The sequence below is a fragment of the Pseudomonas sp. KCJK9016 genome, from assembly GCF_046231795.1.
GTDB classification, from domain to species: domain Bacteria; phylum Pseudomonadota; class Gammaproteobacteria; order Pseudomonadales; family Pseudomonadaceae; genus Aquipseudomonas; species Aquipseudomonas bananamidigenes.
In genome coordinates this window covers 1-16,487 of sequence record NZ_JBJJMM010000017.1, presented here as the reverse complement: position 1 = coordinate 16,487, position 16,487 = coordinate 1, and the positions used below count along the sequence as shown (strand labels likewise).

Sequence of the window (16,487 nt, the reverse complement as noted above, 5' to 3'; positions counted from 1 at the left end):
TGAGGCCAGCCGTTTCAGGAAAAAAGTGACGCAGGGGATCAGAGCAGCACCACGTCATATTGTTCCTGGGAATACATGGTTTCCACCTGGAAGCGTATTGTGCGGCCAATGAACCCTTCAAGCTCGGCAACGTTGCCGGATTCTTCATCGAGCAACCGGTCGACGACTTTCTGATTCGCCAATACACGATAACCCTCGGCCTGATAGGCCCGGGCCTCGCGCAGAATCTCGCGGAAGATCTCGTAACAGATGGTTTCCGGGGTTTTCAGCTTGCCCCTCCCCTGACAGCTGCTGCAAGGTTCGCACAGCACCTGCTCCAGACTTTCACGTGTACGCTTGCGGGTCATCTGCACCAGACCGAGTTCGGTGATGCCGATGATGTTGGTCTTGGCATGATCGCGCTCCAGCTGTTTTTCCAGGGTTCGCAGAACCTGGCGCTGGTGCTCTTCATCTTCCATGTCGATGAAGTCGATGATGATGATCCCGCCCAGATTGCGCAGGCGCATCTGCCGGGCAATCGCCGTGGCGGCTTCAAGATTGGTCTTGAAGATGGTTTCTTCGAGGTTGCGATGCCCGACGAACGCGCCGGTGTTCACGTCGATGGTGGTCATGGCTTCGGCCGGATCCACCACCAGATAACCACCGGACTTCAGCGGCACCTTGCGCTCAAGGGCTTTCTGGATTTCGTCTTCGACGCCGTACAGGTCGAAGATCGGCCTTTCACCCGGGTAGTGTTCCAGACGATCGGCGATTTCCGGCATCAGTTCGGCGACGAACTGCGTGGTTTTCTGGAAGGTTTCCCGGGAGTCGATGCGGATTTTCTCGATTTTCGGACTGACCAGATCACGCAGGGTGCGCAAGGCCAGACCGAGGTCTTCGTAGATCACACTTGGCGCACCGATGGTCTTGATCTGCTCGTTGATCTGATCCCACAGGCGTCGCAGGTAGCGGATGTCCATGAGGATCTCGTCAGCCCCGGCCCCTTCGGCGGCGGTGCGCAGGATAAAGCCGCCGGCCTCCTTGATGCCTTCCTTGGCCACACAATCGCTGACCACCTGCTTGAGGCGCTCGCGTTCGGCTTCGTCTTCGATCTTCAGGGAAATGCCGACATGGGCGGTGCGCGGCATATAGACCAGATAGCGCGACGGAATCGACAGCTGAGTGGTCAGACGCGCCCCTTTGGAGCCGATCGGATCCTTGGTGACCTGCACCACCAGGCTCTGACCTTCGTGCACCAGCGCGCTGATGCTTTCCACCGCCGGGCCTTCGCGCAGGGAGATCTCCGAGGCGTGAATGAACGCCGCGCGGTCCAGGCCGATGTCGACGAAGGCCGCCTGCATGCCCGGCAGTACCCGCACGACCTTGCCTTTGTAGATGTTGCCGACGATCCCGCGTTTCTGCGTTCGCTCGACATGCACTTCTTGCAGCACACCGTTTTCGACCACCGCCACGCGCGACTCCATCGGCGTGATGTTGATCAGAATCTCTTCACTCATGGCAGGGTCTCGTTCAGGCATGTTCACAATGATGACCGCGTCTCGATCTGTTCGACGGTTACTGCGCACTCACGCTTTGCCAACAGGGTATGCCGAAACGGCCAAGCAGTTCTGCGCTTTCACACACCGGTAAACCGACCACGGCCGAATAGCTGCCGTTCAATCCGGCGACGAATACCGCGCCGAGCCCCTGAATGCCGTAACCGCCAGCCTTGTCCTTTGGTTCGCCGCTGGCCCAGTAGGCAGCAGCCTCTTCCCGACTGATTTCCCGGAACCGCACCAGACTGCGCACCACTCGAGACTCGCAGCGCTCACCGTCCAGCACGGCGATGGCGGTGAGCACTTCGTGCTCCTTGCCGGACAACATCATCAGCATGGCGCATGCGTCGACTTCGTCCACCGGTTTGCCGAGAATTTTGCCATCCAGCACCACAGCCGTGTCGGCACCAAGCACACAGAACGCGGCTTCGGAACCGATCGCGCGCCGCCCGGCTTCAGCCTTGCCGCGCGCCAGGCGCTCGACATAGGCCGACGGGGATTCATGGACGAAAGGAGTCTCATCGATATCCGCGCTGATGGTGGTAAACGGAACGCCGATTTGCGTGAGCAATTCACGCCGACGCGGCGATCCCGAGGCGAGGTAAAGCGGCTTCATCCAAACATCTCCCTGTTGAGTGCCCTGCCTCATGGCACCGGTGGGGGCCCATACCTGACCGAATCAGTTGATTTTGTAGCGTCGGCGCAATCCGCGCAAAGCGAAGCTGACCCAGGGCCAGAGCAAGGCACTGACCAGCGCCGGCAGGACCAGCGCCAGGGTCGGCTGACGATTGCCGGTCAAGGCGCTGAGCCAGAGCTGTACGAGTTGAGCCAGACCGAAGATCACCAGGATCACCAGGCTCTGCTGCCACATCGGGAACATCCGCAGGCGCTGCTGCAACGACAGCACCAGGAACGTGATCAGGGTCAGGATCAAGGCGTTCTGCCCAAGCAACGTGCCATACAGCACATCCTCGGCCAGCCCCAGGCAGAAAGCGGTCACCATGCCGATCATCTGCGGCATGTACAGCGCCCAGAATGCCAGGAGCAATGCCAGCCACAGCGGGCGGAGGATTTCCATGAACTGCGGTAAAGGCGACACGCTGAGCAGCATGCCGATCAGAAAGGTCAGCCAGACGATCCAGCCGTTTCGGGAGGCTTTGACACCGACCATTATTCTCGTCCCCCGGTAGTAGTGGCCGGCACAGTGGCAGGCGGTTTGGCGGCCGGCCGGACACTGGCTGGCTGAGCGGCTGGCGGCTTGCTGGCCGCCGGCGTCGCTGCAGTCGGTTTCGCCGCTGGTTTGCTTGCAGCAGGTCTGGCCGGCGTTGCAGCAGGTGCAGCGGCAGGCGTGCTCGCCGCAGCGGGGGCCTGAGCCGGTGTGTTCACCGTTTTCGGTACAGTCGCCGGAACGACCGGACCGCCACCGAACGCATCCAGATTTTCCTGAGCCTGCGCCGCATCGTTGGCACGCTCTTCAGCCGTCCGGTTGTCGCTGAACACCAACAGCAAGTAGCGGCTGCGGTTCAATGCAGCCGTTGGCACGGCGCGGACAATCGCGAATGGCTGGCCGGAATCGTGGATCACTTCCTTGACCGTCGCCACCGGGTAACCGGCCGGGAAGCGCTGGCCCAGACCGGAGCTGACCAGCAGGTCGCCTTCCTTGACGTCGGCGGTGTCGGCCACGTGCCGAAGTTCCAGACGTTCAGGGTTACCGGTGCCGCTGGCAATCGCCCGCAGACCGTTACGGTTCACCTGCACAGGAATGCTGTGGGTCGAGTCGGTCAGCAGCAATACGCGGGAGGTGTACGGCATCAGTTCGACCACCTGCCCCATCAGTCCGCGTGCGTCGAGCACCGGTTGGCCGAGGACCACACCGTCACGCTCACCCTTGTTGATGATGATGCGATGAGTGAAGGGGTTGGGGTCCATGCCGATCAGTTCGGCCACTTCGACCTTCTCGTTGACCAGCGCAGAGGAATTGAGCAACTCGCGCAGACGGACGTTCTGCTCGGTGAGGGCGGCCAGCTTCTGCATGCGGCCCTGCAACAGCAGGTTTTCGGTCTTGAGTTTTTCGTTTTCGGCGACCAGTTCGGTGCGGCTGCCGAACTGACTGGCGACACCTTCCCACAATCTGCCGGGCAGATCGGTGATCCAGTAAGCGTCCATCAGCACCAGCGACATCTGGCTGCGGGCAGGCTTGAGCAGGCTGAAACGGGCATCGACCACCATCAGCGCGACCGACAGCACGGCCAGCACCAGCAGGCGAACGCCCAATGAGGGGCCCTTGGCGAAAAGCGGTTTAATAAGCCGCTCCTCCCAGGCAAATGTTCTGTTTATTCATACGGCATCAAACCGGCCTGGATGAAGACTGACAGAAGATAAACGCCAACAGGCAGCACTGCAAAGTGCTGCCTGTGCGCTCACCCACGTATTGCACCCGGCGACTTATTCGCTGGAGAGCAGGTCCATGGTGTGCTTGTCCATCATTTCCAGTGCACGACCACCGCCGCGAGCCACACAGGTCAGCGGATCTTCGGCAACGATGACCGGCAGACCGGTTTCCTGGGCCAGCAGCTTGTCGAGGTCACGCAGCAACGCGCCACCACCGGTCAGCACAAGGCCACGCTCGGCGATGTCGGAAGCCAGTTCCGGCGGCGATTGCTCCAGGGCGCTTTTCACGGCCTGAACGATGGTGGCCAGGGACTCCTGCAGAGCCTCCAGCACTTCGTTGGAGTTCAGGGTGAATGCGCGTGGAACGCCTTCGGCCAGGTTGCGACCGCGAACGTCGACTTCGCGAACTTCGCCGCCCGGGTAGGCCGTACCGATTTCCTGCTTGATGCGCTCGGCGGTGGATTCGCCGATCAGGCTGCCGTAGTTGCGGCGCACATAGGTGATGATCGCTTCGTCGAAGCGGTCGCCGCCAACGCGTACGGATTCGGCATAGACCACACCGTTCAGGGAGATCAGCGCGATTTCGGTGGTACCGCCACCGATATCCACGACCATCGAACCGCGTGCTTCTTCAACCGGCAGGCCGGCACCGATCGCAGCCGCCATTGGCTCTTCGATCAGGAACACTTCACGGGCACCGGCGCCCAGGGCCGATTCACGGATGGCACGACGCTCGACCTGGGTGGACTTGCATGGAACGCAGATCAGCACACGAGGGCTGGGCTGCAGGAAACTGTTTTCGTGAACCTTGTTGATAAAGTATTGCAGCATCTTTTCGCAGACGCTGAAGTCGGCGATCACGCCGTCCTTCATCGGACGAATGGCAGCAATGTTGCCCGGCGTACGGCCGAGCATGCGCTTGGCCTCGGTGCCGACAGCGACGACACTTTTCTGGTTACCGTGTGTCCGAATGGCCACAACCGATGGCTCATTCAGGACGATGCCGCGCTCGCGCACGTAAATAAGGGTGTTGGCAGTGCCCAGGTCAATGGAAAGATCGCTGGAAAACATGCCACGCAGTTTCTTGAACATGGGAAAGGGACCCTAGGCAACGCGTGGGTAAAAAAGTGCGGCAAACTCTAACAACGACAGGGATTTTGGGCAAGGCGCCAATATGTTAAATTGGCCGCTTTTCTGTGCACCAAGCCCCACAATCGCGGCCTTATGACCGTAGAAGTGCGGTAGTGTTCCGACAAATCAACGCACGGACGCCGTCCGTCCTGTTTTCCACTGGAGAATCCCGATGGCGCTAGAACGCTCCGACGTGGAAAAAATCGCTCATCTGGCCAGCCTTGGCCTCAATGACGCCGATCTTCCACATATCACTTCGGCCCTCAACAGCATTCTCGGGCTGGTCGACGAAATGCAGGCGGTCGATACCGACGGTATCGAGCCACTGGCCCACCCGCTGGAAGCCAGTCAGCGCCTGCGCGCCGACGTCGTGACCGAAAGCAATAACCGCGAGGCTTATCAGTCCATCGCGCCAGCGGTCGAAAACGGCCTGTATCTGGTTCCGAAAGTCATCGACTAAAGGGAAAGAGCCCGCAATGCATCAAATGACTCTGGCCGAGATCGCCCGCGGTCTTGCCGATAAAAAGTTTTCTTCCGAAGAGCTGACCAAAGTCCTGCTGGCGCGCATTTCCCAGCTCGATCCGCAGCTCAACAGTTTCATCAGCCTCACCGAAGCGCTGGCCCTCGAGCAGGCGAAAGCCGCCGACGTGCGCCGGGCCAACGGTGAGAGCGGCGCGCTGCTTGGCGCGCCGATCGCCCACAAGGACCTGTTCTGCACCCAGGGCATCCGTACCAGCTGCGGTTCGAAGATGCTCGACAACTTCAAGGCGCCGTACGACGCCACCGTGGTTTCGAAGCTGGCCGCTGCCGGCGCCGTGACGCTGGGCAAGACCAACATGGACGAATTCGCCATGGGTTCGGCCAACGAGTCGAGCTGGTACGGCGCGGTGAAAAACCCGTGGAACCTGGAACACGTCCCGGGCGGCTCGTCCGGTGGTTCGGCTGCCGCTGTTGCAGCTCGCCTGTTGCCTGCCGCCACGGCCACCGACACCGGCGGCTCGATCCGCCAGCCAGCCGCGTTCACCAACCTCACCGGCCTGAAACCGACCTACGGTCGCGTTTCGCGCTGGGGCATGATCGCTTACGCTTCCAGCCTCGATCAGGGCGGCCCGCTGGCGCGCACCGCCGAAGACTGCGCAATTCTGTTGCAAGGTATGGCCGGCTTCGATCCGAACGACTCCACCAGCATCGATGAGCCGGTGCCGGACTACGCTGCCGGCCTGAACGGTTCGCTGCAAGGCCTGCGCATCGGCGTGCCGAAGGAATACTTCGGTGCCGGCCTCGACCCACGTATCGCCGAGCTGATCCAGAACAGCATCAAAGAGCTGCAGAAGCTCGGTGCCGTGATCAAGGAAATCAGCCTGCCGAACATGCAGCACGCCATTCCTGCGTACTACGTGATCGCCCCGGCAGAAGCGTCCTCCAATCTGTCGCGTTTCGACGGCGTGCGCTTCGGCCACCGCTGCGAAGATCCGAAGAACCTGGAAGACCTGTACAAGCGCTCCCGTGGCGAAGGCTTCGGTGCGGAAGTGCAGCGCCGGATCATGGTCGGTGCCTACGCGCTGTCCGCCGGTTACTACGACGCCTACTACCTGAAGGCGCAGAAGATCCGCCGCCTGGTGAAGAACGACTTCATGGCGGCCTTCAATGAGGTCGACATCATCCTCGGCCCGACCACGCCAAACCCGGCCTGGAAACTCGGCGCCAAGAACAGCGACCCGGTCGCTGCCTACCTGGAAGACGTCTACACCATTACCGCCAACCTCGCGGGCCTGCCGGGCCTGTCGATGCCGGCCGGTTTCGTCGACGGTCTGCCGGTCGGCGTACAGCTGCTTGCGCCGTATTTCCAGGAAGGTCGCCTGTTGAACGTTGCCCACCAGTATCAGTTACACACTGACTGGCACACCCGCACCCCAACCGGCTTCTGAGGAGACACACATGCAATGGGAAGTCGTGATCGGGCTGGAGATTCACACCCAGCTCACCACCCGGTCGAAAATCTTTTCCGGTAGTTCCACCCAGTTCGGCTCCGAGCCGAACACCCAGGCCAGCCTGATCGATCTGGGCATGCCCGGCACCCTGCCGGTGCTGAATCAGGAAGCGGTGCGCATGGCGGTGATGTTCGGTCTGGCGATTGACGCCGAGATCGGTCAGCACAACGTGTTCGCCCGTAAAAACTATTTCTACCCGGACCTGCCGAAGGGTTACCAGATCAGCCAGATGGAATTGCCGATCGTCGGCAAGGGCCATCTGGACATCGCCCTGGAAGACGGCACGGTCAAGCGCGTCGGCATCACCCGCGCGCACCTTGAAGAGGACGCCGGCAAGAGCCTGCACGAAGAATTCAGCGGCTTCACCGGCATCGACCTGAACCGTGCCGGCACACCGTTGCTGGAAATCGTTTCCGAACCTGACATGCGCAGCGCCAAAGAAGCCGTGGCCTACGTCAAGGCGATCCACGCGCTGGTGCGTTACCTGGGCATCTGCGACGGCAACATGGCCGAAGGCTCGCTGCGTTGCGACTGCAACGTGTCGGTGCGTCCCAAAGGTCAGGTTGAATTCGGCACCCGCTGCGAGATCAAGAACGTCAACTCGTTCCGCTTCATCGAGAAGGCAATCAACTCCGAAATCCAGCGTCAGATCGACCTGATCGAAGACGGCGGCAAAGTGATCCAGCAGACCCGTCTGTACGATCCGAACAAGGACGAGACCCGTCCGATGCGCAGCAAAGAGGAAGCCAACGACTACCGTTACTTCCCCGATCCGGACCTGCTGCCGGTGGTCATCGAGGATTCGTACCTGGATGATGTGCGTGCCACCCTGCCGGAACTGCCACCGCAGAAGCGCGAGCGCTTCCAGAGCGCCTTCGGCCTGTCGGTATACGACGCCAACGTGCTGGCGACCAGCCGTGAACAGGCGGACTACTTCGAGAAGGTTGCGAGCATCGGCGGCGACGCCAAACTGGCGGCGAACTGGGTGATGGTCGAGTTGGGCAGTCTGCTCAACAAGCAGAACCTGGACATCCAGGATTCGCCGGTTTCGGCCGAGCAGCTGGGCGGCATGCTGTTGCGCATCAAGGACAACACCATCTCCGGCAAGATCGCCAAGGTGGTGTTCGAAGCGATGGCCAACGGTGAAGGCAGCGCCGACGAAATCATCGAGAAGCGTGGTCTGAAGCAAGTCACCGACACCGGCGCCATCTCGGCGGTGCTGGACGAAATGCTCGCGGCCAATGCCGAACAGGTCGAGCAATACCGTGCGGCAGACGAAGCCAAACGCGGCAAGATGTTCGGTTTCTTTGTCGGTCAGGCCATGAAAGCCTCCAAGGGCAAGGCCAACCCGCAGCAAGTGAACGAACTGCTGAAAAGCAAGCTCGAAGGCTGACCACAATGGAGCCAGCATTCATTTACTGGCTCAGATCCCCTGTGGCGAGGAAGCTTGCTCCCTCGCCACAATTATTTTTGGGAGCCTTTGAAATGAAACGCCTGCTCGGCGCCTGCGCCCTGCTCTCTTTGCTGGCCGGTTGCGCCAGCAACGATGTCATCGACCCGCATGGTTACGACCAGACCGGCGTCGCCTCCTATTACGGAGCCAGACACCACGGTAAACGCACCGCCAGCGGCGAAGCGTTCAACCAGAATTCCCTGACCGCCGCCCACCGCCAGCTACCGTTCGGCACGCGGGTGAAAGTCACCAACCTGAAAAACGACAAGTCCTGCGTGGTGCGTATCAACGACCGCGGGCCGCACACCCGCGGGCGCATCATCGATGTTTCCCGCGAAGCCGCCGAGCGCCTCGGCATGCTGGGCAGCGGCACGGCACGGGTTCGCGTGCAGGCCCTCGACGACTGATGGAGCACCCACCATTTTCGGACTGAGCGATTTACCGCTGATCAACGTGATCGAACTGCTCAGCGGTCTGGCCCTGCTGATTTTCGGCGCCGAACTGATGGTGCGAGCCGCTGTGCGTCTGGCCGCCCGCCTGCACGTGCGACCGCTGATCATCGGCCTGACCATCGTCGCCCTGGGCAGCAGCGCCCCGCAAATGGCGGTCAGCCTGCAGGCAACCCTGACGCACAACCCCGACATCGCCGTCGGCAGCGTAATCGGCAGCAGCATATTCAACATCCTCGTGACCCTCGGCCTGTCGGCGCTGATCATTCCATTGAGGGTCTCGCGGCAACTGGTGCGCCTGGATATTCCGCTGATGATCGGCGCCAGTCTGCTGGTGTTCGTACTGGCCTGGAACGAACAGATCGGCCGCTTCGACGGCCTCCTCTTGCTCGCCGCACTGGGGTTGTATCTGGGTCTGCTGTTGCGCCAGTCGCGGCACTCCTCCCGTCCGCACTCGGACCTGCCACCAGCGGCGCAAGCGCCCTGGATGACCAGTCTGCTGATGATCGTCGTCGGGCTGGCCATGCTGGTATTCGCCGGACACCTGTTGCTGGGCGCGGCTGTCGCAGTGGCCACGGATCTGGGCTTCTCCGAGCGGGTGATCGGCCTGACCGTGGTCGCGGTCGGCACCTCGCTGCCGGAACTGGCCACCTCATTGATCGCAGCCCTGCGCGGGCAGCGTGACATTGCCGTGGGCAACGTGATCGGCGCGAACCTGTTCAACCTGCTCGGGGTACTCGGCGTTACCGCACTGCTCGCACCAACCCCGCTGTCGGTATCGCCCAACGCGCTGGATTTCGACCTGCCGGTGATGCTCGGCGTCGCGGCGCTATGCCTGCCGGTGTTCTATTCCGGCTACCGCGTGACCCGCGCCGAAGGCTTGTTGCTGCTCGGCTTGTACCTGGCGTATGCACTGCATGTGGTGTCGTTCACCACCGGCATGCCACTGGCCGGCAAGCTCGAACGCTTGATGCTGTTTTATGTGCTGCCGACGCTGCTGACGTTTCTTTTTTTCACGTCTGTGCGCGCCTGGCGCCGCCAACACCACAAGAGGGATATGCCATGACCGAATCGAAGAAATCCGGGGTCGAAATCCGCCGCCAGGTAATGGGTGACGCGTTCGTCGACCGTGCCCTGGGCAATGCCACCGAATTCACTCAACCGCTGCAGGACTTCGTCAACGAACATGCCTGGGGCGGCGTGTGGAATCGCGAAGGTCTGCCGCTGAAGACCCGCAGCCTGATCACCCTCGCCGCGCTGACCGCGCTGAAGTGCCCGCAAGAGTTAAAGGGGCATGTGCGCGGTGCGCTGAACAACGGCTGCACGGTCGAGGAGATCCGCGAAGCGCTGCTGCATTGCGCGGTGTATGCCGGGGTGCCGGCAGCGATTGATGCGTTTCGGGCAGCCCAGGAAGTGATCGATACCTACCAGAAACCTGAGTGACAGATCTGCCCCCTTCGCGAGCAGGCTCGCTCCCACATGGGATCTGTGGCGATCACAATTTCCCTGTGGGAGCGAGCCTGCTCGCGAGAGGGCCCGAAAGATCAAACCCGGGCTCAGGCTAGATCCACCCGCCCCACTGCAGGAAAAAGATCCCGACGTTGGTGGTCACCGCCGCCATCAACGTGGTCAACACTATGATCGCCGCCGCCAGTTCATGATTGCCCTGGGCCGCCCGGGCCATGACAAAACTGGCGGCAGCCGTCGGGCTGCCGAAGTACAGAAACAGAATCCCCAGCTCCGCCCCGCGAAAGCCCCACAGCCATGCGCCCAGCGTGGCGAACACCGGCAGGCCGATCATCTTCAGCAGGCTGGAGCTGAGCGCCATGCTCCCGCTCTTGCGCAGTGCCGCCAGCGACAACGTGCCGCCGATGCAGATCAACGCCAGTGGCAGCGTGGTTTGCGCCAGGTATTGGCCGGACGTCTCCAGCCAGCCCGGCAGACCGATCTTGAACCAGGCAAACGGCGCCGCCGCAATCACGCTGATGATCAGCGGATTGCTGAACACACTTTTGCAGATGCTCCACGGATCGGACTTGATCACCGGGCTGTAGACCGCCAGCACGATGGTCGACAGGGTGTTGTAGAACAGGATCACCAGCGCCGCGAGAATCGCCCCGAGGGAAATCCCGTAGTCGCCATACATGCTCGCCGCCAGCGCCAGACCGATGACCCCGTTGTTACCGCGAAACGCACCTTGGGTGTAGATGCCGCGATCTTCATGAGGGCAACGGAAAATTGCCCAGCCCCAGGCCAGGGCGAAACTGGCCAGCGTGGCGACGGCGAAGTAGATCAGCAGCGCCGGTTGCAGCGCGGCGTGCAGGTCGGCATGCAGGATGCCGAGAAACAGCAGCGCCGGCATGCTGACGTTGAACACCAGCGACGACGCCGTGTGGATGAAGTTGTCGTTGATCCAGTCGATACGCTTGAGCAGCACACCCAGAAACAACATGGCAAACACCGGCGCGGTGATGTTCAGGGTTTCGAGGAAGATTGCCAGCATGCCGGGGAGCCTTGGAGGTGAGCGTCGTCAGGGGCTAATGATAAGCCAGCCAGTCCCCCGGCGTCTGTCGGATCGCCTTCGCGAGCGGGCTCGCTCCCACAGGGATCTCATTAACACCGCAGATCCAATGTGGGAGCGAGCCCGCTCGCGAAGAACGATAACGCGGTCTCAGGTGATCGGCGCCGGATTGAACAACGTAATGTCGTTATGCAGCTTGTGCTTTTCCGCCCACGTCTGCTGCTTGCCGCTCGCCACATCCAGATAGTAGTGAAACAACTCCCAGCCCAATTCCTCGATGGTCGCGCGACCGGTAGCGATCCGTCCGGCATCGATGTCGATCAGGTCCGGCCAGCGCTGCGCCAGTTCGGTCCGGGTCGACACCTTGATCACCGGAGCCATGGCCAGACCATATGGCGTGCCACGCCCGGTGGTGAACACATGCAGGTTCATCCCTGCCGCCAGTTGCAAGGTGCCGCAGACAAAGTCGCTGGCCGGCGTCGCACAGAAAATCAAACCCTTCTGCTTGAAGCGTTCCCCCGGGCCGAGCACGCCGCTGATCGCGCTGCTGCCGGACTTGACGATCGAGCCCAACGACTTCTCGACAATGTTCGACAACCCGCCCTTCTTGTTGCCCGGCGTGGTGTTGGCACTACGGTCCGCCTCGCCCTTGGCCAGGTAGCGGTCGTACCAGTCCATCTCGCGCACCAGTTCCTCGGCAACGGTTTTGCTCTGGGCCCGTGAGGTCAGCAGGTAAATCGCGTCGCGCACTTCGGTGACTTCGGAAAACATCACCGTCGCCCCCGCCCGCAGCAGCAAGTCCGCGGCATAACCCAGCGCCGGGTTGGCGGTGATCCCGGAAAACGCATCGCTGCCGCCGCACTGCATGCCGAGGATCAGCTCGGACGCCGGCACGGTTTCGCGGCGGCGCTGGTCGAGTTTCTTCAGGCGGGTCTCAGCCAGCGCCATGATCTGCTCGATCATTTCCGTGAAGCCGTGGCTGGAGTCCTGCAAGCGATACAGCCACGGCTCGCTCAGATCCACCGACGCATCGTCCTCGTGCATCACTTGCCCGGCCTGCAGTTTCTCGCAGCCCAGACTGATCACCAGCGCCTCGCCACCGAGGTTCGGGTTGCGCGCCAGATTGCGCACGGTGCGGATCGGGATGTACGCATCGGTGGCCGTAATGGCAACGCCGCAACCGTAACTGTGGGTCAGCGCCACCACGTCATCGACATGCGGATACTTCGGCAACAGCTCATCCTTGATGCGTTTGACCGCATGATCCAGCACCCCAGTGACGCACTGCACGGTGGTGGTGATCCCGAGAATATTGCGCGTGCCGACGGTGCCGTCGGCGTTGCGATACCCCTCAAAGGTGTAACCCTCCAGCGGCGCCTGGGCGGCTGGCACGTCGGTGGACAGCGGCAGACTGTCCAGCGGCGGCGCGGTCGGCATGCGCAGTTGATCTTCCTTGACCCAACTGCCGCGGGAAATCGGCTGCAATGCATAGCCAATGATCTGGCCATAGCGAATCACCGTGCCGCCCTCGGGGATGTCCACGAGGCTGACCTTGTGGCTCTGCGGCACAAAATCCACCGTTACCAGGCCATCGGCGAATGCGGTGCCGGCCGCAACGCCCTGGTCATTGACTACAACCACTACGTTGTCCCGCTCGTGCAGACGGATGTAGCGCGGCGAGTCGGAATGTTCAATCAACTGCATGACGCCGCTCCTCAGGAATGCGCTTGAGACAATTTACCGGTGGCCTCGGAACCGCCATTGGCCGGCGGCTCCTTGAGCACCACACGCTTGATCGGGCCGACGATCACCAGGTAGCTGAACACCGCCACCAGTGCGTTGGCACCGACGAACACCAGCGCCCACTTGAACGAACCGGTGGAGCTGATGATGTAGCCGATGACGATAGGCGTGGTGATCGAGGCGATGTTGCCGAAGGTGTTGAACAGGCCGCCACTCAGTCCGGCGATCTGTTTTGGCGAAGTATCGGAGACCACCGCCCAGCCCAGCGCACCCACGCCTTTGCCGAAAAAGGCCAGGGCCATGAAGCCGACCACCATCCATTCCACGTCGACATAGTTGCAGGCGACGATGCTGCTGGAGACCAGCAGGCCGGCGATGATCGGCGTCTTGCGGGCGAAGGTCAGCGAGTGACCCTTGCGCAGCAGGTAGTCGGAAATCACCCCGCCGAGGACGCCGCCGATAAACCCGCAGATCGCCGGCAACGAGGCGATGAACCCGGCCTTGAGAATGGTCATGCCGCGCTCCTGCACCAGGTACACCGGGAACCAGGTCAGGAAAAAATAGGTGATACCGTTGATGCAGTATTGGCCCAGGTACACGCCAAGCATCATGCGATTGGTCAGCAACTGACGGATGTAATCCCACTTCGGGCCGTCAGACTTTTTGCCTTGCTTCTGGTCCATATCGACCATGCCGCCGTTGTCGGCGATGAACTTCACTTCCGCTTCGTTGGCCATCGGGTGCTGGCGCGGGCTGTGGATAACCTTCAGCCAGATCAGCGAGAACAGGATGCCGAACACGCCCATGACAATAAACACGTGCTCCCAGCCAAAGGCGTAGACGATCCAACCCATCAACGGAGCGAACAGCACGGTGGCGAAGTACTGCGCCGAGTTGAAAATCGCCGAAGCCGTGCCGCGTTCGGCGGTCGGGAACCAGGCTGCCACGATGCGTGCATTACCGGGGAATGATGGCGCCTCGGCCAGCCCCACCAGAAAGCGCAGCATGAACAGCGCCACGATGGCTGTGGACAAGCCGAACTCACCGACGAAGCCTTGCAGCACAGTGAACAGCGACCAGGTGAAAATGCTCAGGGCATAGACTTTTTTCGAGCCGAAACGATCGAGCAGCCAGCCACCGGGAATTTGCCCGGCCACGTAGGCCCAACCGAAAGCAGAGAAGATGTAGCCGAGGGTAACCGCGTCGATGCCGAGGTCTTTTTGCAGACTGGAACCGGCGATCGCGATGGTGGCGCGGTCGGCGTAGTTGATCGTGGTCACCAGGAACAGCATGAGCAGGATCAAATAGCGGACGTGAGTCGGCCTGGACGATTGCATGTAGATGTACTCCCACTGATTATTTTTATGCGCGGGTGAATCTTCTTTGGTCTTGCTTTTGCGGGAGCCAGGCTCGCCCGCGATGCAGGCGCCCCGGAATGTCTGTCACACCGAGGCGATACTTTCGCTGGCAAGCCAGCTCCCACAGATAGTGCGTCTATCAGGAACCGATGTAGCTGGTCTTCACGACCGTGTAGAACTCCTGCGCATAGCGGCCTTGCTCACGTGAGCCATAGGATGAGCCCTTACGGCCACCGAACGGAACGTGGTAATCGACACCGGCGGTCGGCAGGTTGACCATCACCATCCCGGCCTGGGAATGACGCTTGAAGTGGTTGGCGTACTTCAGCGACGTAGTGGCGATGCCCGCCGACAGACCGAATTCGGTGTCGTTGGCCATGGCCAGTGCAGCCTCGTAGTCCGCCACGCGGACGATGTTGGCCACCGGGCCGAAGATCTCTTCGCGGCTGATGCGCATCGAGGCTTCGCTGTCGGCGAACAGGGTCGGCGCAAGGAAGTAGCCCTCGGTGTCGCAGGTCACCAGACCACCGCCGCTGACCACGCGAGCGCCTTCGGACTGGCCGATGTCGATGTATTTCAGGTCCTGCTCAAGCTGCGCCTGGGAGACCACCGGACCAATGTCTGTGCCAGCTTTCAGCGCGTGGCCGACCTTGATCGACTTCATGCGCTCGGCCATGGCTTCGACGAATTGGTCGTGAATCCCGGCGGTGACAATCAAACGGCTCGACGCCGTGCAACGCTGGCCGGTGGAGTAGAACGCGCTCTGCACCGACAGCTCGACCGCCTGCTTGAGATCGGCGTCGTCGAGAATGATCTGCGGGTTCTTGCCGCCCATCTCCAGCTGCACCTTGGCCTGGCGCGATACGCAATTGACCGCGATCTGACGCCCCACACCCACGGAGCCGGTAAAGCTGATGCCGTCGACTTTCGGGCTGTTGACCAACGCCTCACCCACCACGCGACCACTGCCCATCACCAGGTTGAAAACGCCGGCGGGGAAGCCTGCGCGGGAGATGATTTCCGCCAGCGCCCAGGCGCAACCCGGCACCAGATCCGCCGGTTTCAACACCACGCAGTTGCCGTAGGCCAGGGCCGGAGCGATTTTCCATGACGGGATGGCAATCGGGAAATTCCACGGGGTGATCAGGCCGACCACACCGAGGGCTTCGCGAGTGACTTCAACATTGACGCCCGGACGCACCGACGGCACGTAGTCGCCCGACAGACGCAGGCACTCACCGGCGAAGAACTTGAAGATGTTGCCGGCGCGGGTCACTTCGCCGATGGCTTCCGGCAGGGTCTTGCCCTCCTCCCGGGCCAGCAGGGTGCCGAGCTCTTCGCGACGGGCGAGGATTTCGTTGCCGACTTTGTCCAGCGAGTCGTGGCGGGCCTGAATGCCCGAAGTCGACCACGCCGCAAACGCGGCACGGGCTGCGTCGATGGCGGCGTTGACTTGAGCCAGATCGGCCTTGGCGTAGTCGCCGATGGTGTCGCTCAACTCGGACGGGTTGATGTTGACCGAGTAATCGTTGCCGGCGACCCATTCACCGTTGATGTAGTTGTCGTAGCGCTTGGTCACGAATCTTGCTCCTGACGCAAAAGGCCGCTGATCGCCCAGCAGCCTTGTTTTTAGAGTGGGTTACTGCGCACCTTGCTTGTCGATCAGCGCGGCGAGCATTTCGTACTCTTCGCGGGTCAGGTCGGTCAGCGGCGCCCGCACAGGGCCGGCGTCATGGCCAGCGATTTTGGCGCCGGCCTTGACGATGCTCACGGCATAACCGGCCTTGCGGTTGCGGATATCCAGGTACGGCAGGAAGAAGTCGTCGATGATCTTGCCGACCGTCGCGTGATCGTCACGGGCAATCGCGTGGTAGAAATCCATCGCGGTTTTCGGGATGAAGTTGAACACCGCCGA

General features: G+C 61.6%; 16 protein-coding genes. 6 read left to right on the top strand and 10 right to left on the bottom strand.

The window, feature by feature from the left end; translation table 11 throughout:
• Positions 1-38: 38 nt before the first annotated feature.
• From rng to mreB, 5 genes are all read right to left on the bottom strand, one after another.
• Positions 39-1,496: a ribonuclease G gene (gene rng, locus ACK6BI_RS17610; protein WP_065260839.1), complete on the bottom strand. Its 1,458-nt coding sequence runs from the start codon at positions 1,494-1,496 to the stop codon at positions 39-41.
• A 58-nt stretch (positions 1,497-1,554) separates the two neighbouring features.
• Positions 1,555-2,151, bottom strand: coding sequence for a Maf family protein (locus ACK6BI_RS17605; protein WP_409318051.1), 597 nt, complete (start codon positions 2,149-2,151; stop codon positions 1,555-1,557).
• Between the two features lie 63 nt (positions 2,152-2,214).
• Positions 2,215-2,706 (bottom strand): rod shape-determining protein MreD, encoded by a 492-nt coding sequence (gene mreD, locus ACK6BI_RS17600; RefSeq protein WP_065260837.1) that lies wholly within the window; start codon positions 2,704-2,706, stop codon positions 2,215-2,217.
• Entirely contained in the window at positions 2,706-3,839 is a 1,134-nt protein-coding gene (gene mreC, locus ACK6BI_RS17595; protein ID WP_409318144.1) for a rod shape-determining protein MreC, read from the bottom strand. Before mreC ends, mreD begins: the two co-directional genes overlap by 1 nt.
• 141 nt (positions 3,840-3,980) lie before the next feature.
• Entirely contained in the window at positions 3,981-5,018 is a 1,038-nt protein-coding gene (gene mreB, locus ACK6BI_RS17590; RefSeq protein WP_002555108.1) for a rod shape-determining protein MreB, read from the bottom strand.
• 211 nt (positions 5,019-5,229) lie between these two features.
• Here mreB and gatC point away from each other — a divergent pair, with 211 nt between their 5' ends.
• The 6 genes from gatC to ACK6BI_RS17560 all read left to right on the top strand — a co-directional run bounded on the left by gatC (position 5,230) and on the right by ACK6BI_RS17560 (position 10,393).
• Positions 5,230-5,517 (top strand): Asp-tRNA(Asn)/Glu-tRNA(Gln) amidotransferase subunit GatC, encoded by a 288-nt coding sequence (gatC, locus tag ACK6BI_RS17585; RefSeq protein ID WP_085698446.1) that lies wholly within the window; start codon positions 5,230-5,232, stop codon positions 5,515-5,517.
• Positions 5,518-5,533: 16 nt separating this feature from the next.
• Entirely contained in the window at positions 5,534-6,985 is a 1,452-nt protein-coding gene (gatA, locus tag ACK6BI_RS17580) for an Asp-tRNA(Asn)/Glu-tRNA(Gln) amidotransferase subunit GatA (protein ID WP_409318050.1), read from the top strand.
• 10 nt (positions 6,986-6,995) lie between these two features.
• Entirely contained in the window at positions 6,996-8,441 is a 1,446-nt protein-coding gene (gene gatB / locus ACK6BI_RS17575) for an Asp-tRNA(Asn)/Glu-tRNA(Gln) amidotransferase subunit GatB (protein WP_409318049.1), read from the top strand.
• 92 nt (positions 8,442-8,533) lie between these two features.
• Positions 8,534-8,908, top strand: coding sequence for a septal ring lytic transglycosylase RlpA family protein (locus tag ACK6BI_RS17570; RefSeq protein WP_409318048.1), 375 nt, complete (start codon positions 8,534-8,536; stop codon positions 8,906-8,908).
• A gap of 46 nt (positions 8,909-8,954) precedes the next feature.
• Entirely contained in the window at positions 8,955-10,016 is a 1,062-nt protein-coding gene (locus ACK6BI_RS17565; RefSeq protein WP_409318047.1) for a calcium/sodium antiporter, read from the top strand.
• Positions 10,013-10,393, top strand: coding sequence for a carboxymuconolactone decarboxylase family protein (locus ACK6BI_RS17560; RefSeq protein WP_409318046.1), 381 nt, complete (start codon positions 10,013-10,015; stop codon positions 10,391-10,393). The genes ACK6BI_RS17565 and ACK6BI_RS17560 overlap by 4 nt, the downstream gene beginning before the upstream one ends.
• Positions 10,394-10,511: 118 nt before the next feature.
• On the opposite strand, the gene ACK6BI_RS17555 is transcribed toward ACK6BI_RS17560, so the two are convergent.
• The 5 genes from ACK6BI_RS17555 to ACK6BI_RS17535 all read right to left on the bottom strand — a co-directional run.
• Entirely contained in the window at positions 10,512-11,453 is a 942-nt protein-coding gene (locus ACK6BI_RS17555) for an AEC family transporter (RefSeq protein ID WP_409318045.1), read from the bottom strand.
• A 168-nt stretch (positions 11,454-11,621) separates the two neighbouring features.
• A complete protein-coding gene (gene garD / locus ACK6BI_RS17550) occupies positions 11,622-13,175 on the bottom strand; it encodes a galactarate dehydratase (RefSeq protein ID WP_409318044.1) in 1,554 nt (517 codons plus the stop codon).
• Between the two features lie 11 nt (positions 13,176-13,186).
• Entirely contained in the window at positions 13,187-14,635 is a 1,449-nt protein-coding gene (locus ACK6BI_RS17545) for an MFS transporter (protein WP_409318143.1), read from the bottom strand.
• A 76-nt stretch (positions 14,636-14,711) separates the two neighbouring features.
• On the bottom strand, positions 14,712-16,151 hold the full coding sequence (locus tag ACK6BI_RS17540) for an aldehyde dehydrogenase family protein (RefSeq protein ID WP_409318043.1): 1,440 nt from the start codon (positions 16,149-16,151) through the stop codon (positions 14,712-14,714).
• 60 nt (positions 16,152-16,211) lie between these two features.
• The coding region (locus ACK6BI_RS17535) for a dihydrodipicolinate synthase family protein (RefSeq protein WP_409318042.1) at positions 16,212-16,487 on the bottom strand (276 nt) is incomplete at its 5' end.